Source organism: Streptomyces sp. B6B3, from assembly GCF_039871525.1.
GTDB lineage: Bacteria > Actinomycetota > Actinomycetes > Streptomycetales > Streptomycetaceae > Streptomyces.
In genome coordinates this window covers 66536-85293 of the sequence record NZ_JBDPLU010000007.1, presented here as the reverse complement: position 1 = coordinate 85293, position 18758 = coordinate 66536, and the positions used below count along the sequence as shown (strand labels likewise).

At 73.7% G+C, this 18758-nt stretch carries 18 protein-coding genes and 2 pseudogenes; 5 read left to right on the top strand and 15 right to left on the bottom strand.

Annotated features, from left to right (window positions below; translation table 11 throughout):
• Positions 1 to 3: 3 nt before the first annotated feature.
• Positions 4 to 1554, bottom strand: coding sequence for an MFS transporter (locus tag ABGB06_RS16760; protein ID WP_347590000.1), 1551 nt, complete (start codon positions 1552 to 1554; stop codon positions 4 to 6).
• A gap of 139 nt (positions 1555 to 1693) precedes the next feature.
• Between ABGB06_RS16760 and ABGB06_RS16755 the strand changes: the two genes are divergently transcribed.
• Positions 1694 to 2305, top strand: coding sequence for an NADPH-dependent FMN reductase (locus ABGB06_RS16755; RefSeq protein ID WP_347589998.1), 612 nt, complete (start codon positions 1694 to 1696; stop codon positions 2303 to 2305).
• 210 nt (positions 2306 to 2515) lie between these two features.
• Here the strand turns inward: ABGB06_RS16755 and ABGB06_RS16750 are convergent, their stop codons facing one another.
• A complete protein-coding gene (locus tag ABGB06_RS16750; RefSeq protein ID WP_347590470.1) occupies positions 2516 to 3052 on the bottom strand; it encodes a GNAT family N-acetyltransferase in 537 nt (178 codons plus the stop codon).
• A gap of 35 nt (positions 3053 to 3087) precedes the next feature.
• The gene (locus tag ABGB06_RS16745; RefSeq protein WP_347589996.1) at positions 3088 to 3927 is read right to left on the bottom strand and encodes a phytanoyl-CoA dioxygenase family protein; all 840 of its coding nucleotides are present in this window, start codon (positions 3925 to 3927) and stop codon (positions 3088 to 3090) included.
• Positions 3928 to 4291: 364 nt separating this feature from the next.
• Here ABGB06_RS16745 and ABGB06_RS16740 point away from each other — a divergent pair, with 364 nt between their 5' ends.
• Positions 4292 to 5722, top strand: a complete 1431-nt coding sequence (locus tag ABGB06_RS16740; RefSeq protein WP_347589994.1) for an alpha-amylase family protein — start codon at positions 4292 to 4294, stop codon at positions 5720 to 5722.
• A gap of 124 nt (positions 5723 to 5846) precedes the next feature.
• Positions 5847 to 6279: pseudogene (locus ABGB06_RS16735) on the top strand (alpha-1,6-glucosidase domain-containing protein); the annotation flags it as partial.
• A gap of 26 nt (positions 6280 to 6305) precedes the next feature.
• Here the strand turns inward: ABGB06_RS16735 and ABGB06_RS16730 are convergent.
• The 6 genes and pseudogenes from ABGB06_RS16730 to glnII form a co-directional block, all read right to left on the bottom strand.
• Positions 6306 to 7049: a peptidoglycan-binding domain-containing protein gene (locus tag ABGB06_RS16730; protein WP_347589992.1), complete on the bottom strand. Its 744-nt coding sequence runs from the start codon at positions 7047 to 7049 to the stop codon at positions 6306 to 6308.
• On the bottom strand, positions 7050 to 7340 hold the full coding sequence (locus tag ABGB06_RS16725) for a hypothetical protein (protein ID WP_347589990.1): 291 nt from the start codon (positions 7338 to 7340) through the stop codon (positions 7050 to 7052). It lies immediately after the preceding gene.
• A gap of 188 nt (positions 7341 to 7528) precedes the next feature.
• Positions 7529 to 7693: pseudogene (locus tag ABGB06_RS16720) on the bottom strand (alkaline phosphatase PhoX); the annotation flags it as partial.
• 55 nt (positions 7694 to 7748) lie between these two features.
• Positions 7749 to 8411, bottom strand: a complete 663-nt coding sequence (locus ABGB06_RS16715) for a response regulator transcription factor (RefSeq protein WP_347589988.1) — start codon at positions 8409 to 8411, stop codon at positions 7749 to 7751.
• A 34-nt stretch (positions 8412 to 8445) separates the two neighbouring features.
• On the bottom strand, positions 8446 to 9738 hold the full coding sequence (locus tag ABGB06_RS16710) for a sensor histidine kinase (protein WP_347589986.1): 1293 nt from the start codon (positions 9736 to 9738) through the stop codon (positions 8446 to 8448).
• A gap of 286 nt (positions 9739 to 10024) precedes the next feature.
• Positions 10025 to 11047 (bottom strand): glutamine synthetase, encoded by a 1023-nt coding sequence (glnII, locus tag ABGB06_RS16705; RefSeq protein ID WP_347589984.1) that lies wholly within the window; start codon positions 11045 to 11047, stop codon positions 10025 to 10027.
• A gap of 212 nt (positions 11048 to 11259) precedes the next feature.
• Here glnII and ABGB06_RS16700 point away from each other — a divergent pair, with 212 nt between their 5' ends.
• Positions 11260 to 12147, top strand: a complete 888-nt coding sequence (locus ABGB06_RS16700) for a Gfo/Idh/MocA family oxidoreductase (RefSeq protein ID WP_347589982.1) — start codon at positions 11260 to 11262, stop codon at positions 12145 to 12147.
• A 304-nt stretch (positions 12148 to 12451) separates the two neighbouring features.
• Here ABGB06_RS16700 and ABGB06_RS16695 read toward each other — a convergent pair whose 3' ends face one another.
• The 4 genes from ABGB06_RS16695 to ABGB06_RS16680 all read right to left on the bottom strand — a co-directional run bounded on the left by ABGB06_RS16695 (position 12452) and on the right by ABGB06_RS16680 (position 15437).
• The gene (locus ABGB06_RS16695) at positions 12452 to 13447 is read right to left on the bottom strand and encodes a bifunctional helix-turn-helix transcriptional regulator/GNAT family N-acetyltransferase (RefSeq protein ID WP_347589980.1); all 996 of its coding nucleotides are present in this window, start codon (positions 13445 to 13447) and stop codon (positions 12452 to 12454) included.
• A 187-nt stretch (positions 13448 to 13634) separates the two neighbouring features.
• A complete protein-coding gene (locus ABGB06_RS16690; protein WP_347589978.1) occupies positions 13635 to 14045 on the bottom strand; it encodes a Rid family hydrolase in 411 nt (136 codons plus the stop codon).
• A 31-nt stretch (positions 14046 to 14076) separates the two neighbouring features.
• A complete protein-coding gene (gene cpt / locus ABGB06_RS16685) occupies positions 14077 to 14649 on the bottom strand; it encodes a chloramphenicol phosphotransferase CPT (RefSeq protein WP_347589976.1) in 573 nt (190 codons plus the stop codon).
• Positions 14650 to 14876: 227 nt separating this feature from the next.
• Positions 14877 to 15437: a hypothetical protein gene (locus ABGB06_RS16680; RefSeq protein ID WP_347589974.1), complete on the bottom strand. Its 561-nt coding sequence runs from the start codon at positions 15435 to 15437 to the stop codon at positions 14877 to 14879.
• A 185-nt stretch (positions 15438 to 15622) separates the two neighbouring features.
• Here ABGB06_RS16680 and ABGB06_RS16675 point away from each other — a divergent pair, with 185 nt between their 5' ends.
• Complete coding sequence (locus tag ABGB06_RS16675; protein WP_347589972.1) at positions 15623 to 16090, top strand: SPW repeat protein; 468 nt, start codon at positions 15623 to 15625, stop codon at positions 16088 to 16090.
• 117 nt (positions 16091 to 16207) lie between these two features.
• On the opposite strand, the gene rsgA is transcribed toward ABGB06_RS16675, so the two are convergent.
• Together rsgA and ABGB06_RS16665 are read right to left on the bottom strand one after the other, a co-directional pair.
• Positions 16208 to 17329, bottom strand: coding sequence for a ribosome small subunit-dependent GTPase A (gene rsgA / locus ABGB06_RS16670; RefSeq protein ID WP_347589970.1), 1122 nt, complete (start codon positions 17327 to 17329; stop codon positions 16208 to 16210).
• Between the two features lie 183 nt (positions 17330 to 17512).
• Positions 17513 to 18691 carry a serine/threonine-protein kinase gene (locus ABGB06_RS16665; RefSeq protein ID WP_347589968.1) on the bottom strand — a complete coding sequence of 393 codons (1179 nt, stop codon included), beginning with the start codon at positions 18689 to 18691 and terminating at the stop codon, positions 17513 to 17515.
• Positions 18692 to 18758: the final 67 nt, after the last annotated feature.

Sequence of the window (18758 nt, the reverse complement as noted above, 5' to 3'; positions counted from 1 at the left end):
CCGTCACCTCATTCCGGCGGTCCCCCGACCCGACCGGGGGGCCACCCCCACCCCGGCCCGGTCCTTTTCGGCCACCTCGGCCGCGCCGTGCTCGCCGGGATCCCGCCGGCCGAGCAGGAGGCCGACGGCGACGGCGGCCACCAGACAGGCCGCGGCGACCGCCCACAGCGCGATCTGCCACGCCTCGGTGTACTGGGCCGCCCGCCACGCCCGGTCGGGGCCCGAGAGATCCCCCGCGGCGATCCGTGCCGCCAGCCCGCCGTCCCCGACCCGGGCCCGCAACAGGCTGATCAGGCTGGTGCCGAACACGGTGGTGACCAGGGTGGAGCCGGTGGTGCGGACGGTGTTGAGCACGCCGGCCGCCATGCCGAGCCGGTCGGCGTCGACCTGGTTCATCGCCTGGCCGTCGGTGGTGCCCATCGCCAGCCCCATGCCGATCCCCATCGTGGCCAGCGGCCCGAGCAGACCGGCCGCGCCCACGCCCGGGTGCAGGGTGGTGAGCCAGGCGTTGCCGGCCGCGATCAGCGTCAGGCTCAGCACCACCAGCGTCCGGGCGGACACGCCCCAGTTCACCAGCCGCCCGGTGATCTGGGGCAGCACCAGCACCGGACCTGCCTGCATCAGCATGATCAGCCCGACGGTGCGCGGCGAGAGGTCGTTGACGCCCTGCAGGTAGGTCGGCAGGAACACCATCACGCCCGCGGGCCCCGCGGCGACGAACACGCTGGCGAGGCACCAGGCGGCGAACCGCCGGTCCGCGAAGAGCGTCAGGTCCAGCACCGGCTGCGCCCGCCGGCGTTCGACCAGGACGAACGCGCCGAGCAGGGCGGCGCCCGCGGCGCCGCTGCCGAGCACCGGCGCGCTGCCCCAGCCCAGCCCGGACGCCTGGTTGGCGCCGAACATCAGCAGGACCAGCCCGGCGACCAGGACCAGCGCGCCCACCACGTCCACCCGCGGCCGGTGCCGTGCCCTGGTCTCCACGATCACGACCGCGCCGAGCAGGATCAGCGTGCCGACGCCGGCGAAGACGCCGAACGTGGCGCGCCAGCCGAGCGAGTCGACCAGCCAGCCCGCCAGGCTCGGTCCGGTCGCGATGCCGACGCCCGCCGTGCTGCCCATCGCGGCGAACGCCCGGGTGCGGGCCGCGCCGGTGAACGTCGCGCCGAGGATCGCCCCGCCGCTCGCCATCACCCCGGCGGCGCCGACGCCGGACACCGTGCGGGCCACGTCGAGCAGCACGATGTCGCCGGCGCACGCACTGGCCAGCGCGCCCGCGGTGTAGATCCCCGCGCCGCAGACGAACATCCGCCGCCGGCCGACGATGTCGCCGAGCGAGCCGGCGACCAGCATCGTCGAGGCGGCCGCGAGGAAGTACCCGACGACGACCCACTGCAGGGCCGCGCCGGAGGCGTGCAGATCGTTCCCGATGCGGGGCAACGCGACCGTGGTGCCGGTCATCAGCATGGGCAACGTCAGGAACCCCAGCAGCACCGCCGCCAGGGTCAACGAGGCCCGCAGCCGGCCGTGGGCGTGCTCCGCCGTCTCTCCTGTCATGGGACGAAAGTACAACGAGCATGGCAATGAGTGCAACGATCGTTGTAATCAATTTGCAGAGCTCGTTGTACTTGATGCCATGAACGTTGTACCTTGGCGCCGAAGCACAGCACAGACCCCTCGTGTGAAGGAGCACCTCATGGTGAAGCTGGCCGTGATCGTGGGCAGCACCCGGCCGGTCCGCCGTACGGCGGTCGCGGCCCAGTGGGTTCTCGACGTCGCCCGCGCACACCCGTCCGTCCTGGACGGCACGGCGACCGTCGACCTGCTCGACCTCGCCGACTTCGACCTGCCGCTGCTGGACGAGCCGCTGCCGCCGCTCTTCGGCGACTACCGGAACGCGCACACCAGGCGCTGGGCGGAGGCGGTCGGCGCGCACGACGGCTTCGTCTTCGTGACCCCGGAGTACAACCACGCCATGCCGGCCGCGCTGAAGAACGCGATCGACTACCTGTTCGCCGAGTGGAACGACAAGGCGGCCGGCTTCGTCAGCCACGGCGTGCAGGGCGGCACCCGCGCCGTGGAGCAGCTGCGGCAGGTGCTCGCCGAGGTGAAGGTCGCGGGCGTGCGGAGTTCGGTCGCGCTCTCGGCGTTCACCGACTTCGTCATCGACGACCCCGCCCTGCCGGGCACCATCGCTCCCTGCGAGCACCAGACCGGAACGCTGCACGAGATGCTGGACGAGCTCGTGGCCTGGTCCGCCGCCCTGCGCCCGCTGCGGACGCGACCGACGGAGCGGGTCGGGGCCTGATCTCCGGCCCGCGGGTCACGGAGCGGTCGCCTCGGCGGCCGGTCCGTAGCGGTCGCCGAGGCTCAGGAGGCGAGTGCCCGTGGCCGCCGCCCGGGCGTGGAGGTCGGGAGTGAAGCCGGCCCGGGAGAACAGCGCGAGGCGCGAGCGGCCGAATCCGGCTGAGGAACGGTCCCGGAACGGTGTCGGCCGTGCGTGTCCTGACCGACACGGTCAGGTGCGGGAACGGCGCAGGTCGAGCATGTAGAAGACCTTGTCGTGGCGGCGCTCGCCGACGGCCACGAAGTCGGGCAGCCGGCCGTACTCGGTGAAGCCCAGCGAGCGGTAGAGGTGCAGGGCGTTGGCGTTGTCGCCGCGCGAGTCCAGGGTGAGCACCTCCACCCCGGCCCGTCGGGCGTCGTCGATCAGGGCGGTGACCAGCAGCCGCCCGATGCCGCGCCCGTGCACGGCGGCGCTCACCGCGAGCTTCACCAGGTCGGCGTGCGGCCGGTTGGTCGGGCGGGTGTAGCGCAGCCAGTACCCGAGGCCGACCAGCTGCCCGTCGACGAGGGCGACGCGCAGCGCGCCGTCGCCGGTCCGCGCGGCCGCCAGGGCGTGCTCGATCAGGTCCGACACCTCGTCGCGCGAGGGCGGTTCGACCCAGCCCAACGAGGCGCCCGCCCGCACCAGCTCGGCCAGGATGCGGTGGGCGGGCTCGACCAGCCCGGCGACCCGCTCGGAATCGGCCGCCAGGTCCGCCGCGCCGAGGATCTCGGCATCCGCGCCCGGGACTGGCGCCACCGAACTCACTCCCACGGGTCGAGGCCGAGCAGGCGGCGGGTCAGCGGCGTCATGGCCGCGAGCTGGGCGGCGTCGTAGCGGTCCCGCGGTCGGGGCCGGTCCGCGCCGTGCGGATGGCCCTCGCGGACGTAGCGCATGAACTGCGCGACCCGGGTCGTGGGCCGCCGGTTGTGCGAGGCGCCGTGCGGCACCAGGTGGTGCAGCAGCGCGAACGAGCCGGCGGGACCTGTCACCTCGACGCTGTCCAGATGCGTGACCCGCTTCCACGCCTCGTGCAGCGCGCGGCCGTTCTCGCCGGCCGCCCGCGCGGCCCTGACCTCCTCCTCCAGGAGGCGGTGGCCGCCCGGCACGACGTGGATGCCGCCGCCGTTCGGCTCGACGTCGGTGAGGTAGTAGCAGCCGCCGAGCTGCACCTCCTCGGGCGTGAAGAGGAAGTCGACGTCGGCCGGCACGGAGGCGTCGATGTGCAGGTCCTGGCTCAGGACCCGGTCCGCCAGGCCGTCGTTGCGCAGCGTGATGCCGACGGAGCCGTCGAACGCGCGCAGCCGGTGGGTGCCGAAGAGCCGCGCCATCACCGCGTGGAGCCGCTCGTTGCCCATCAACGGCAGCAGCTCGGGCGTGTCGAACATGTCGTCGTCCGGCGACCGCATCGGCTTGATCCGGCCGTGGTGGACGTACCAGTGGGCCGGCAACGACAGGTCGTCCGGCAGCAGCCCGAGCGCGGCCCGGCGGTACCGCTCGACCTCCTCGGCCGTGAGCACGCCCTCGACCAGCAGGTACCCGTCCCGCCAGAAGCGGTCCACCTGCTCGTCGGTCAGCACGTCCGTCCATCCCTCGGTGGCCACACGACCTCCTCCGGCTCGACCCCCACCCCTCGGCGGGCTACCCCCGAGTCTCCTGCCCACGCCCCCGTGCCCTCAACGCGATTTCCGCCAGCCGCGGCCCGTGCGGCCTCCCCCGGCCGGCCGGGCGCGTGGGGCCGGTGGGCCCTTCGGCCGGCCGGGGGGTTGGGGTGAAGCTAGCAGTCGGCAAGAAGTTGCGAAAGGAGTTGCGGGGCAGATGCCTGAAGTTTCCCAGGGGTCGTGCGCGGAGTATTGACCGGACTGTGGGGTCGTCCCTACGGTCGGCGATGCAAGAATTTGCAGAAGGCCCGTCCAGGCATGGCGCGTTGCCTCTCCACGGCCGCCCCCCACCCTCCCAGGAGGCGTCATGTCCCGTGCGCACCGCAGGACGTCGCACCGCAGGAAGTCGCTTCTCGCCGGCCTGGCCGCCGGCGTCTGTCTCGCCGCCACCCTCACCGGCCTCAACGTCGCCGCCACCGCTCCCGCCGCCCAGGCCGCCCCGCCGGGCGACAGGGACGTCACCGCCGTCCTGTTCAACTGGAACTTCGACTCCGTGGCCCGCGAGTGCACCCAGCGCCTCGGCCCGGCCGGCTACGGCCACGTGCAGGTCTCGCCGCCGCAGGAGCAGATCCAGGGCGGCCAGTGGTGGACGAACTACCAGCCCGTCAGCTACCGCATCGACAGCCGCCTCGGCGACCGCGCCGCGTTCCAGAACATGGTCAACACCTGCGACGCGGCGGGCGTCGGGGTGGTCGTGGACGCGGTGATCAACCACATGACCGCGGGCTCCGGAACCGGCACCGGCGGCTCCGGCTACAGCAAGTACGGCTATCCCGCCGTGCCGTACGGCGACGGCGACTTCCACTCCTGCCGCGGCAACATCTCCGACTACACCAACCGCGACAACGTGCAGAACTGCGAGCTCGTGGGCCTCGCCGACCTCAACACCGGCAGCGCCTACGTGCAGCAGAAGATCGCCGACTACCTCAACGACCTGCTGTCCATGGGCGTCGCCGGCTTCCGCATCGACGCCGCCAAGCACATCGCCGCGAGCGACCTGGCCGCCATCAGGGCCCGGGTCAACGGCGGGAACGTCTACTGGAAGCAGGAGGTCATCCACGGCGCGGGCGAGGCCGTGCAGCCCGGCGAGTACACGGGCGTCGGCGACGTGCAGGAGTTCCGCTACGCCTACGACCTCAAGCGCGTCTTCCAGAACGAGCGCCTCGCCTACCTGGAGAACTACGGAGAGGGCTGGGGCTACCTCCCCGGCGGCGGCGCCGCCGTCTTCGTCGCCAACCACGACACCGAGCGCAACGGCTCCACCCTCAACTACACCAACGGCGCCGACCACACCCTCGCGCACGTCTTCATGCTCGCCTGGCCCTACGGCTCGCCCGACGTGCACTCCGGCTACGACTTCTCCAACCACGACGCGGGCCCGCCCAACAACGGCCAGGTCAACGCCTGCTACCAGGACGGCTGGCGGTGCCAGCACGCCTGGCCGGAGATCGAGTCGATGGTCGCGTTCCGCAACGCCACCGACGGACAGCCGGTCACCGACTGGTGGGACAACGGCAACGACGCGATCGCCTTCGGCCGCGGCTCGGCCGGTTTCGTCGCCATCAACCACGAGGGCGGCGCGCTCACCCAGACGTTCGACAGCTCGCTGGCCGCCGGCACCTACTGCGACGTGCAGCGCGACAGCACCGTGACGGTGGACGGCGAGGGCCGGTTCACCGCCACCCTCGCCCCGAACACGGCGCTCGCCCTGCACACCGGCGCCCGCACCTGCGGCTGACCCCCGCCGCCCCGGCGGACCCGGCGCCGGCCCTCGCCACCGACCTGAGCGAGGCCCGGGCCATGGGGGCACCCCCAGGCCCGCAGGGCCTGGGGGAGGATCGACGCCGCCACCGTCGTCTGGCCCGCCCGCGTGGGACAACGAGGACAAGTGGCCCTACGCCGGACCGCTGCTGGCCGGCGACGCGCCGGTGGTCGGCTGCGCCGAGATCGAGGCCGCCTCCGCCGCCTACCGGGACCTGCTGACGATCCGCTCCGGCGAGGACGCCTTCCACCTCGACACCGCGGCCGAGGTGCAGGAGCAGGTCGCCTTCCCGCTCTCCGGACCCGACGAGACCCCCGGCGTCATCACGATGACGGCCGGGGACCTCGTCGTGGTGTTCAACGCCACCCCCGAGCCCCGAACCCAGCGGGTCGCCGCGCTGGCCGGCGCGGACTACGCGCTGCACCCGGCGCAGGCCGGCGGCTCCGACCCGGTCGTGGCCGCGGCCCGCTTCTCGTGCGGACGACTCCTTCGAGGTGCCGGCCCGCACGGTGGCGGTGTTCCAGCGGAACTAGACCGGGCTGGGCCGGGCCGGGGGCGCTCAGGCGAAGGCCGCGTTCCAGGTGTCCGGGCCGACGATTCCGTCCACCGTCAGACCCGCGTCCGCCTGAAACTCCTCGCAGACCGCCTGGGACGCGGGCCCGTACTGCCCGTCCACACTGAGCGAGTAGCCCAGGGCGACCATCCGCGCCTGCCAGGTGGACACGGACGCGTGGGTGAAGACCGGCGGATAGCTGAAGTAGACGCCGGGCCACGGCGGCGGGCCCTCGTCGCCGTCCGGCTCCAACGAGCCGTCCAGCACGTAGGCGGACAGCTGCCCGGGGCAGGAGGTGGACAGGTGGTCCATGTGACGGTTGATGCCGGTGGCCGCGCCGCCGGTGCTGCGCAGGGTCGCGATCGACCAGTGGAACGCGTCGACCAGCTCCGGCGTCACCGGGTCGTAGCTGCCCTCGGCGCCGCCGACCAGCCCGCACACCGCGTACCAGTTCTGGTTGCCCGTGGTGGTGCCGTTGGCGGCGGTGCGGTGGCCGGGGCCGCGGCCCTCGAAGACGTAGCCGTGCACGCAGGTCAGGTACGTGTACGCGATGTCGGCCCAGCCGTTGCCGTCCATGTGGTGGTTCTGGATGCCCCGGACCTGACCGGCGCATTCGGCGTGGTCGTCCCTGGCCACCGGGACGCCGTCGACGTAGTGGACGGTGACCCCGCCGTTCTCCGGCGTGATGTTGGTGCTCTGGCTGGTCGGGTTGCGCGCGCCCCATTCGGCGCGGGAGACGAAGGTCGCCATCTACAGCGCCCCCTGTCCGTGCCCCGGCGCCTGCGGCAGCCCGCAGTCCACGCCGGCGTTCAACGGCTCGGCGCCGCCCGCCGCGTACTCGGCGGCCGGGTGGCGGGGGTGGGTGACCAGGGGCAGCTCGCCGTGCCCGCCCGCGGCGGTGCCGGCGTGCGAGGTGCCGGTGCAGATGACGGGCAGCGCGGCGACGGCGGCCGTGCCCCCGAGGGCCCCGGCCAGGAAGCGGCGGCGGGTCTGGCGTCTTGCCTGGCGTTTCGCCTCATGTGACGACGGACGGTGGGTCAACGTTCCTCCTCGAACGGCTGAACTGTCATGCCCACGCCTCTCGGCGTTCGCCAGGGTCGATTCCCCGCCCCGCACGCAACACGCGTTGCATCGTGCGACGATTGTGCAAACAGACGTTTACACGTCGCTCGCGAGCCTCAACGCCGGAACGGTCCCGACATCTCGTAGATGATGCCGCCGAGCCCGGCGTGGGTGAACCGGCCCATCGCCGAACGCGCCACCGCGTCGCGCTGGCCATAGGGGTCGGTCTCGAACACCCGCCCGCGGAACACCTCCTCGCAGGACAGCCAGGCGCCCCACGGGAACGCGCCGCCAGCGCAGTTCAGGGTGGTGCCGTCCAGGATCCGGTAGGCGCGGTCGACGCCGCCGTCCCGGTGCGCGCCGCGACCGCGCCACGGCGGACGGCACCTAGGCCTGGGCGGCGCCGTGTTCCAGGTAGGCGAGGACCGCCAGCACCCGGCGGTTGTCGTCGTCCGACGGCGGCAGGCCCAGCTTCGAGAAGATGTTGGAGGTGTGCTTGGCGACCGCCCGTTCGGTGACCACCAGCCGCTCGGCGATCGCCGCGTTCGAACGGCCCTGCGCCATCAGCTCGATGACCTCCAGCTCCCGCGGGGTCAGCTTCTCCAGCGGCGCGTCACGCCCGCCGCGCTGCGCCAGCAGCTGCTGGATGACCGTCGGGTCCATCGCGGTGCCGCCCGCCGCGACCCGGCGCACCGCGTCCACGAACTGCTCCGCGTCGAAGACCCGGTCCTTCAACAGGTACCCGACGCCGCCGGCGCCGTCGGCCAGCAACTCGCGGGCGTAGAGCCGCTCGACGTGCTGGGAGAGCACCAGCACCGGCAGCCCCGGGCGGTTCCGGCGGGCGGTGAGGGCGCACTGCAGGCCCTCGTCCGTGAACGACGGCGGCAGCCGGACGTCCACGATGGCCACGTCGAGATCGAGGTCGGCGAGCGCCCGGGTCAGCCCGGGCCCGTTGTCCACCGCCGCCGCGATCTCGAAACCATGGGCCTCCAGCAGCCGGACCAGGCCATCCCGCAACAGGAACAGATCTTCGGCAACGACGACTCGCACCCGCACAGCGTACCGGCGCCGCCGCCGGTCGGGATCAGCCGGCCCGCCCGAGCAGATCGCAGGGGATCTCGATGGTGACCAGGGTGGGCCCGCCCTTCGGACTGCTGATGGCCATCACCCCGTCGAACGGGCCGAGCCGCCGCTCGATGCCCTGCAGCCCGGTGCCGCCGTCGAGGCGCGCGCCGCCGCGCCCGTTGTCGGTGATCGCGACGCGCAGCGTGCGGTGCTCCCGGCTGTAGTAGATGTCCAACCAGGCCCGCTGGGCGCCCGAGTGCTTGGCGGCGTTGGTCAGCACCTCGCTGATCGCGAAGTAGGCCGCGGTCTCCACCGGTTCCTCGAGCCGTCCCGGCAGTTCGGTGTCCACCTCGACGGGCAGCTGCATTCGCAGCGCCAGCGCCCGGGCGGCGTCCACCAGCCCGCGCTCGGCCAGCACCGGCGGGTGGATGCCGCGCACCAGGTCGCGCAGTTCGGTCAGCGCCTCCGCGGAGTTCTCCCTGGCCTGCGCCAGCAGCTGTTTGGCCTGGGTCGGGTCCTTCTCGATCAGCGCCTCGATGGCGCCCAGGCTCATGCCCATGGCGACCAGCCGGGCCTGCGCCCCGTCGTGCAGGTCCCGCTCGATGCGCCGCAGCTCGGCGGCGGAGTTGTCCAGCGCGTCGTGCCGGGTCTCGGTCAGCCGCTCGACCCGCTGGGTCAGCATCTGCTTCTCGGAGGCGCCCAACAGGAACGCGGTCATCAGGAAGTGGCCGCGCAGCAGCAGCGGGTTCCACAGGTGGGCGACCAGCAGCAGCGCGCAGCCCAGCACGGCGGCGAGGAGCGCGGTGAACCACGAGTCGACGCGCACGAAGCCGTACCAGAAGGATCCGCCGGCGGTGACCGGCGCCCACAGCCCCAGCGGCAGCAGCACGCCGAACAGGCCCTGCGCGATCAACGCCGGGGGGAGCAGCGCCGTCACGAAGCCGCCGATCGCGTCGAGCAGCAGCCACTGCAGGTCCCGCCAGGTCGTCGGATCCCGCAGCAGCTGCGCGGTGCGCGCGACCTGTCCCGCGATGCCGGGGCGCGGCGGGGACGGGCGGTAGCCGGACGGGATGGTGACCGCGGACCAGTCCCGGGCGAAGACCCGCCGCTGGTTGGCGTGTGCCCGGACGGCGTCCACGATCACCGGGGTGGTGAACAGGCCGATGCCGGTCAGGATGAGGGAGAGCGACACCACCAGGAGGATGAACAGCACCAGCGAGACGCCGAGGGTGAGCAGGGTCAGCAGCAGCCCCTGCGCCGCCGCCAGCAGCGCCTCCCCCGACCGCCGCCTGTCGATGCCCAGTCCGTCCATGCCCAGTCCTTCCCGTTTCGCCGGCCGTACCGCCGGTCACCCCGTGGTCACACTCTCACGCGGCCGGAAGGACCTGTCAGGAGGCCGGCGCCCCGATCAGGGGTGTACCTGCCTACACCCCACCCGACCCACCCCGCCGGCCGCCGGGTCGCGGGCACACCAAAGGCGCCCGCCGCACGGCGGGCGCCCATGGTGTCTCCCCGGAGTCACGCCCGAGCTGCTGGCCGCGCCCGGGGAGACGTTCGTGGTCGCGCGCGGAGCCCGCCGCGCGCGGTATCCGCCGGTCTCAGACCAGGCCCGACTTCTCCAGCTGGGTGCAGCAGGTGTCCACCAGCAGCCGGGTCACCACGTACGGGTCGCAGTTGGCGTTCGGCCGGCGGTCCTCGATGTAGCCCTTCTTGTCGCGCTCCACCTGCCACGGGATGCGGACCGAGGCGCTGCGGTCGGACACGCCGTAGCTGAACTTGTCCCACGGCGCGGTCTCGTGCGCCCCGGTGAGGCGGTCCTCGACGCCGACGCCGTAGTTCCTGACGTGCTCCAGCGGCTTGCCCTCCTTGCCGAGGGAGTCGCAGGCGCCGATGATCGCGTCGTAGCCCTCGCGCATCGCCTTCGTGGAGAAGTTGGTGTGCGCGCCCGCGCCGTTCCAGTCGCCCTTGACCGGCTTGGGGTCGAGGGTGGCGGAGACGCCGAAGTCCTCGGCGGTGCGGTAGAGCAGCCAGCGGGCCACCCACAGCTGGTCGGAGACCTCCAGCGGGGACAGCGGCCCGACCTGGAACTCCCACTGGCCCGGCATCACCTCGGCGTTGATCCCGGAGAGGCCGAGGCCGGCCTTCAGGCAGTTGTCCAGGTGCGCCTCGACGACGTCGCGGCCGTAGATCTCGTCGGCGCCGACGCCGCAGTAGTAGCCGCCCTGGGGGGCCGGGAAGCCGTTCTCCGGGAAGCCGAGGGGGCGGGAGCCCTGGAAGAAGGTGTACTCCTGCTCGATGCCGAAGATCGGCTCCTGGTCGGCGAACCGCTCGGCGACCGGGCGCAGCAGGGCGCGGGTGTTGGAGGCGTGCGGGGCGTCGTCCGCGACGTTGTAGACCTCGCAGAGCACCAGCCGGTCGTCGCCGCCGCGGATCGGGTCGGGGTAGGAGGCGACCGGCTTGAGCACGCAGTCGGAGGCGTGGCCCTCGGCCTGGTTGGTGCTGGAGCCGTCGAAGCCCCAGACCGGCGGCTCGGCGCCGTCCGCGAGGATCTTGGTCTTGGAGCGCAGCTTCGCGGTCGGCTCGGTGCCGTCGATCCAGATGTACTCGGCCTTGTAGCTCACGGTCGGGCTCCTCCAGGAGGGTCTACGCGGGTGCGCGTGGGGTCTTGCGCCCTACGCTGCCTGGTACCTTCGCGAGCTGCGGTTTCCCATCAGTTGCCCATCTGTTAAGCCACTGTGAACTAGCTCCGCCAGCACCCGGGCACCGGCCGAGAGGCGGCGCCCGTAGGGTGGGCGCGGACGCTCGAACCCGTAAGCGAAAGAAGGCAGCGGCTATGAGATTCGGCCTGCTCGGCACCGGCCCGTGGGCGGAGGCGGCGCACGGCCCCGCGCTCGCCGGGCATCCCGAGGTGGACCTGGTGGGTGTCTGGGGGCGCCGTCCCGAGGCGGCCGGCAGCCTGGCCGCCCGGCTGGAGACCCGCGCCTACCAGAACGTTGACGAGCTTTTCGGGGACTGCGACGCGGTGGCCGTGGCGCTGCCGCCCGACGTCCAGGCGCCGCTGGCGATGCGGGCCGCGGCCGCCGGCTGCCATCTGCTGCTCGACAAGCCGGTGGCCACGTCGACGGCCGTGGCGCGACGGCTCGCGGACGCGGTGGCACAGGCCGGGGTGGCCTCCGTGGTGTTCTTCACCCTGCGGTTCGCCCAGGAGACGGCGTCCTGGGTGGCCGCGCAGAGCGCGACGGACGGCTGGCTGACGGGCCGCGCCGACTGGTTCTCGCCGGTCTTCGGCGGGGCGGACAGCCCGTACGCGGCCTCGGCGTGGCGCCGGGAGAAGGGCGCGCTGTGGGACGTCGGGCCGCACGCGCTCTCCGTGCTGCTCCCGCCGCTGGGCGACGTGGCGGACGAGCCGGGGGCGATCACCGCGGTGCGCGGCCCCGGCGACATGACGCACGTGGTGCTGCGGCACGTGTCGGGCGCCTCCAGCGTGGTGACCGTGAGCCACACGGTGCCGCCGCAGGCGTCGGCGGTCGCCGCGGAGCTCCGCGGCAGCGCGGGCGTCTCCACGCTGCCCGAGCGCGCCGAGGGCGGTCCGGTCCGCCCGCTGCAGCGCGCGGTCGACGCCCTCCTCGACGCGGCCCGCACGGGGACCCCGCACGCCTGCGACGTCCGGTTCGGCCTCCGGGTCACGGAGATCCTGGCCGCCGCGGAGGCGGCGCTCTAGCCCTTGCCGGGCGGGGGCGGACACCTCGGCGGGTGGCGGCGAGTGACGTGGTCCGGTGGCCGCCGGGGCCCCGTCTCGGCGTCGGCGCCGGAGCGACGGCCGGCGGTGTGGCGGGACCGGAGGCGACGCCGCTGGTCCGCGCCCCGCGGAACGGGCGGCGCCGGGGCCGGGGCTCGCGGTACGGCCCGGGCGCCGGGTCCCCTGACCGCGCCCTGGAGCGTCGGCCGGGCGTGCCTCCCCCCGGCCCGCAGGGCCTGGGAGGTGCCCCCATGCACGACCGTCCGGGCGCGGGGGGTCTTGCGGCTCAGACCAGGTCGAGCGCCCAGTCCTGGCCGTTCTCCGGGCGGCCGAAGAGCGTGTGCGGCGCGGTGGCGACGAGGGTGAAACCGCAGGACTCGTAGATCCGGCGGGCGCTGCCGAGCACGTCGTTGGTCCACAGCACCATCCGCTGGTAGCCGGCCCGCCGGGCGAACCCGAGGCACTCGTCGACCAGCGCCCGGCCCATGCCCAGACCCCGTGCCCGCGGTTCGACCAGCAGCAGCCGCAGCCGCGCGGTGGGCACCGCCACCTCGTGCTCCGCCGCCTCGTCCACGCAGAACACGCAGCCCGCCGGCTCGCCGTCCAGCTCCGCGATCCAGGCGGCCTCGCGGGCCGGGTCGCGGTGCCGGGCGAAGCGCGCCACGACGTCGGCGACCAGCGCCTCGAAGGCGTCGTTCCAGCCGTACTCGGCGGCGTAGAGCGCGCCGTGCCGGGCGATGACCCAGCCGAGCTCGCCGGGCCCGGGCGGGCGCAGCCGGAAACCGGGACCGGCGCCGCCGAACCGGGGAGCGCCGGGGCGACCGGGACCGAGCAGCCGGGAGACCGTGCGCAGCGCGACCGTCAGCCGCTCGCGTTCGGGCGCCGACAGCGGCCGGACCAGCGCGGCGACCTCGTCCTCGGCCCGGGTGTCCAGCAGGGCCGCGGCCTTCCGTCCGGTGCCCGTCAGCCGGATCAGCTGGCGGCGCGAGTCCGCCGGGTCCCGTTCGCGCACCACCAGGCCGTCCTCCTCGGCGCGGCCGAGCAGCCGGCTGAGCTGTCCGGGATCCATCTCCAGCTCCCGGCGCAGCTCGGCGAGCGGGGTCTGGTCGCGGCGCGCCAACTCGTACAGCACCCGGGCCTGCGGCAGCGAGTACGGCGTGTTCAGCCGCCGCCCGTAGTCGAGCGCGCCGATGAGCCGGGTGTAGTCCCGGTTGAACTCCCTGATCCGCGCGATCAGTTCACCGGCGGCGGAGCCGGCGTCACCTCTCCTTGACTCGGTCATTGACTCAGTCAAACGTATACGGAAGCGGGGCGTCAACCGATCGGACGCGGGCACGCCGCCGTCCGTTTCAGCCCGACGGGCAGGGGCACCCGAGCACTCCGGCCAAGGGGCCTCTCCGGGGGACGGCTCCGGGCAGGGGAATTCAGGGGTCCCGGCCCGGAGCCACCTCTCGTCCGGGCGCGGGAACTCAGGCGTCGAGCACCGCCGCGACGGCCTCGATCTCCACCAGCTGGTCGGGATAGCCGAGCACCGTGACGCCGAGCAGCGTGCTGGGCACGTCGTGGTCGCCGAACGCGTCCCTGACCACCTGCCACGCGGTGACCAGGTCCCGCCTGCTGGCGCTGGCGACGAGCACCCGCGTGCTGATGACGTCCGGGAGCGCGGCCCCGGCGTCGGCGAGGGCGGTCCGCAGGTTCTCGACGGCCTTCGCCGCCTGCCCGGCGTAGTCCCCGACCGCCGCGGTGGAGCCGTCCGGGTTCAGCGGGCACGCGCCGGCCAGGAAGATCAGCCGCGCCTCGGCCGGCGCGGTGGCGGCGTAGGCGTACTCGGCGACGTCGGACAGCGACGCGGAGCGGATCAGCGTGACGGCGCGGACCATGGCGACTCCCTCTCGGATCTGCGGGTCGGACTCATGAGCCGAGCGCCGTGCTGGCGGCCGCGTCGGCGGGGGCGCCGAGCCGGTCCGCGATGGCCCGGGCACAGCTCAGCGCCTCGGCGTGGGTGGTGTCCACCTCCATGTCGTAGCGCACGCCGCGGTGCACCACCTCGGCCTGGGACTCCGCCATCCCGGCCACCCGGTCGCCGCGGGCGGTCTCCCGGCCCGCCGCGACCGCGGCGTCGCACCGGACGCCCACCCACAGCGCGGGCAGGTCGCCCAGGGCGTTCCGCCAGCGAGCCTGGGAGGCCGGGCCGCCGAGGAAGACCTCGTCCACGATGATCCGGGCGCCGGCCCGGGCCATCGCGGCCAGGCCCTCGGCCCACGCCTCCTCCAGGGCCCGGAACCCGGGCCCCACCACCACCTCGCCGTCCGCGGCGAACTCGATGCCGCCGCCAGGTCCCCGCAGCGAGGCGGGCATCGCCTCGACCAGGGTGTCGACCCCGAAGACCAGCCACGGTTCCGGCAGCACCGCCTGGAGACACCGGGCGATACCGGACTTCCCCGAGCTGGAGCCACCGTTGAGCACGATCACCTGAGCTGTCACGCCAGCAGCCTACGAAGACGTGCCCCCGGCCTGAAAGCGATTTCCGCTCCCACCGATCTCCACGACCCGGCCTCGCCCGGTGCCGAGCGTCCCGGTGTCGGCCCACGCCGCGCGGCCTGGCGGCCTCGGCAGGGGTGCGTGCCCGAGGGCGCCGCTCAGCCCTCCCCGGACTCCGTTCGGGCCCCACGCTGGGGGCGTCGCAGCAGTCTGCGGGGATTTCGCGGTTCCTAGCCCTGGTCCTCGGTGTCGGCCGCGCGCCGCGCGGCCTGCGCGTCCGGGCCCTGTGCGCGCACCCGGCGCACCCGCTCCAGCGACTCGCCCAGCTCCGCCAGCCAGCCGTCGGCGTTGCGCTGCACCAGACGGACGCACCAGGCCAGCGCCTCGCTGCGGCTGCGCGCGACGCCGCCGGCGATGAGCGTGTCGAGCACCTGGCGCTCGGGCTGCCGCAGCCGGGTCATCACCGGCACCGCGACATGGGTGAACAGCGTCCTGGTGTTCCCGCAGGCCACCCCCCACGACACCTTGCGCCGGAAGCGCCGCTCCGCCTCCCTGGCCACGGCCATCCGCTCCTCGCGGGTGCGTTCGCGGAACTCCGCCACCCGCCCCTCCGCCGCCGCCTCACGCTCGGTGGCCGACGCCGCCGAGTCCAGCTCGGGCTCGGGGATCCGGCCGATGACGGTGATCTCCTCGCGGTCCACCGCGACCTCGACGACCTCGGTGAACAGTCCTTCGGGCAGCCGGCCGGCGAACCAGCCGCGCACCTCGTCCCTCTCCTCGTCCGTAATCATGTAATCAAGATTACGCCGTTGCAGCGCCCCGGCGGCGGGTGTCCGCGCACGGCGAAACCGCAGGTCGGAGACCGATGTGGGGCCAGTTGAATGAATTGCCTCATACCGGGCATTCGACGCATGATGGGAAATGTCCATGGTTTCCCAGAGTGGCCGCACAGACGGACCGTAAGGAGGCAGATCGCATGACCGACGTCTCTCACCGCAGGACGGCGGAGCGAACCGATCTCAGGGAACACCCCGACGCGATGGAGATGCGGGAGCGCTACGACCGCGTGCTCGGAGGACGCGACGCGACGTACGTGGAAGGGCTGGTGTTCCTGGCCGGTCTCTACGCCGCCATTTCCCCGTGGGTCGTGGACTTCACCAACGACCACCCCGACCTGAGGTTCAGCAACCTGATCGTCGGCATCGCCGCGTGCGTGCTCGCCCTGGTCTTCGCCATGGCCCCCGCGCGCATGGACGGGCTGGGCTGGGCGATCTGCGGGATCGGCGCCTGGCTCGTCGTCTCGCCGTGGATCGTCGCTGACGGCCCGGATGGTGGGGTGATCCTGAGCAACATCCTTGCCGGAGGTGTCCTGGTTCTGCTGGGACTTGCGAGTGTCTTCGCGGCGATGAGGGCTCGCAAGAAGTTGAAGGGAGCCGAGGCATAACCACAGTTGAGGACACGACAAGAGAAGAAGCAAGGCACGGAGGGTGGGGGCGCCGCCGAGGACCGGCGACGCCCCCACCTCCTGTCGAGAGCTCCTTCGGGGCCACCGTCGTGCCCGCTACCGCCCCCGGTGCCCCCGGGCGCGGTACAGCGCGCGCTGGAACCTGGTGATCTCCTTGCGGCCGCTCGCCAACTCGGCCCGCAGCCGGGCGTCGTCCCGGGCCGCCGCCCACCTGTTCTCGCGCTGCAGCCTGCGGTAGCTGTCCAGGCGGCGGGCGGGCAGGTCGCCGGAGTCGATGGCCGCCCGCACGGCGCAGTCCGGCTCGGACACGTGCGCGCAGTCACCGAACCGGCACGACTCGGCCAGCTCCTCGATCTCCGCGAACACCCGCTCCAGGCCGTCCGCCGCGTCGTGCAGCCCGACGCCCCGCAGGCCCGGCGTGTCGATCAGCACGCCACCGCCGGGCAACGGCAGGAGCTCCCGGCGCACGGTGGTGTGCCGGCCCTTGCCGTCCTGCGCCCGGACCGCGCCGGTGGCCAGCCGCTCCTCGCCGAGCAGCGCGTTGGCCAGCGTGGACTTGCCGGTGCCGGACCGGCCGAGCAGCACCACGGTGCCGGTCAGCAGCGCGGTCAGCACCTCCAGACCCTCGCCGGTGACCGTGCTGGTGAGCACGGCGTCCACGCCGTTCGCCAGCGCCGCCGCCTCGGTGAGTGCGGCCGCCGGATCGGCCGCGACGTCGGCCTTGGTCAGCGCCAGCACCGGCTGGGCGCCGCTGTCCCAGGCCAGCGCCAGCAGCCGCTCCAGCCGCCCGGCGTCCAGCGGTTCGGCCAGCGAGACCGCCAGCACCACGGTGTCCACGTTGGCCGCGAGCACCTGCCCGTGCGAGTCGCGGGAGGCGGAGGAGCGGACGACGGCCGTGCGGCGCGGCAGCAGGGCCGCCAGCTCGGGCAGCCCGTCGGGACCCGGGCCCGGCTCCGGCCGCAGCGCCGCCCAGTCGCCGGTGCACGGTGCCCACACGGGATCGGGGGAGTACACCGCCGCGGTGCTGGCGCGGAGCGGTCCTGTCTCGCCGACCGCGTCGCATCGGCCGCGGTCGACGCCGACCACCCGGACCGGCACCAGCCCGGCGGCGCGGTACTCGGCGAACTCCCGCTCGCGCTCGGCGTCCCAGCCGTACGCGGCCAGGTCGAGCGGTGCGTCACCGGAGTCGGAGGAATGATTCTGAGAAGGGGAATGCACGGTGAGAGACCCTTTGCGGAAAGGGGCCCAGGCAGTCGGAGGTGGGGATCAGGCCAGGGCCCGGGGGGTGGGATTCGTTGACCGGAGGCTGCGCGGGGCAGCCGTCATCGCCTCGACAGTCATCGACCTCAACCCCCTTCCACTCCTCGTGCGCGCCCGACGCGGGCGCGATGCGTGGTCAGGTTAGCACCGGTCGCCGTCCGCCGTCCCGGGCCGCGGTTCGGCAACGGCGGCGGGCTCTGCGGCGGACCGGGTCTCCTGGCTGCTCTGGTCGTCGGGCGTCCGCCCGCCCGGCTCGTCGTCGGGGAACGGCGGGAGGCCCAGCACGTAGGCGATGATCGCGGCCAACACGACGACGCTCGCCGCGGCCGCGGCGGCCACCGCCGCGCGCGGCGGGAGTCGGCGGGGGGGAGGGGGAAGGGGAAGGGGAGCGGCGAACGGCGCGACGTGGGGCGGCGGCGCCGGCATCGCGGGCGGCCGGGTGGGCGGTTGCGGCGGGGCGAGGGCCGGGGGCGCGGGCCGCGGGGTGGGCGCCGGGACGGTGGGCGACGTCACGGCGCGGGTCGACGGGCCGACGAGGTCCTCCAGCAGCCGCCGGGTCTCGGCCGCGTCGGGACGGTCCCACGGGTCCCGTTGCAGCATCGCGACGAGCACCTCGTACAACGGGCCCAGTCCGGCGTCGTCCAACTCGACGACGCCGCGCTCGGCCCTGGCGTACATCAGCCGCTCGTCCCCGGTGTCGCCCCGCGCCGGCGCCCCGGTGACCAGCGCGTGCAGCGTCATCCCCAGGGAGAAGACGTCCGACGCGGGCAACGGGAGATTCCCCCTGGCGAGTTCCGGAGGCGCGTACTCGGGGGTGAAGCTGATCGGGCCGTTGGCGGACAGCGTCTCGATGCCGCCGACCCGGTAGGCGGCGCCGAAGTCGAGCAGCTTGGCGGTCCCGCGCCGGGTGAGGCCGATGTTGGCGGGCTTGAGGTCGCAGTGCACGATGCCCGACGCGTGGAGCGCGACCAGCGCGTCGGCGATCTGCGCCCCCACCCGCGCCGCCTGCATCGGCATCATCAGCTCGCCGTCCAGGCCACCGCCCGGCACGTACTCCATCACCAGCCAGAACGCCGCCAGGAACTGCTCCGTGGTGTACAGCGTGACGACGTGCGGATGCTCCCGGAACCGGCCCAGGGCGCGCGGCTCGCCTCTCAGGCGCGTGATGGTGTTGCCGCGGTCGTCCCCCAGTCGCACCGGCTTGAGTGCCACGTCCTGACCCACGACCTCGTCATGGGCCAACCAGACGTCGCCGCCCCTGCCTCGGCCGACGGGTTCCCTCAGCACGTAGCGATCGGCGATCTTGTCCCCGGGCCGCACCGTTTCTCGCTCTCCTCACCCGTGTCCGGACTCCGCCGCCACGCGCGGACGGTGCCTCGAACCTACT

Bases quoted from the DNA above. Each gene is read 5' to 3' on its own strand.
- ABGB06_RS16760 (WP_347590000.1), bottom strand. From the start codon at position 1,554: ATGACAGGAGAGACGGCGGAGCACGCCCACGGCCGGCTGCGGGCCTCG.
- ABGB06_RS16755 (WP_347589998.1), top strand. From the start codon at position 1,694: ATGGTGAAGCTGGCCGTGATCGTGGGCAGCACCCGGCCGGTCCGCCGT.
- ABGB06_RS16740 (WP_347589994.1), top strand. From the start codon at position 4,292: ATGTCCCGTGCGCACCGCAGGACGTCGCACCGCAGGAAGTCGCTTCTC.
- ABGB06_RS16730 (WP_347589992.1), bottom strand. From the start codon at position 7,049: ATGGCGACCTTCGTCTCCCGCGCCGAATGGGGCGCGCGCAACCCGACC.
- ABGB06_RS16710 (WP_347589986.1), bottom strand. From the start codon at position 9,738: ATGGACGGACTGGGCATCGACAGGCGGCGGTCGGGGGAGGCGCTGCTG.
- ABGB06_RS16700 (WP_347589982.1), top strand. From the start codon at position 11,260: ATGAGATTCGGCCTGCTCGGCACCGGCCCGTGGGCGGAGGCGGCGCAC.
- ABGB06_RS16695 (WP_347589980.1), bottom strand. From the start codon at position 13,447: ATGACCGAGTCAAGGAGAGGTGACGCCGGCTCCGCCGCCGGTGAACTG.
- ABGB06_RS16690 (WP_347589978.1), bottom strand. From the start codon at position 14,045: ATGGTCCGCGCCGTCACGCTGATCCGCTCCGCGTCGCTGTCCGACGTC.
- ABGB06_RS16680 (WP_347589974.1), bottom strand. From the start codon at position 15,437: ATGATTACGGACGAGGAGAGGGACGAGGTGCGCGGCTGGTTCGCCGGC.
- ABGB06_RS16675 (WP_347589972.1), top strand. From the start codon at position 15,623: ATGACCGACGTCTCTCACCGCAGGACGGCGGAGCGAACCGATCTCAGG.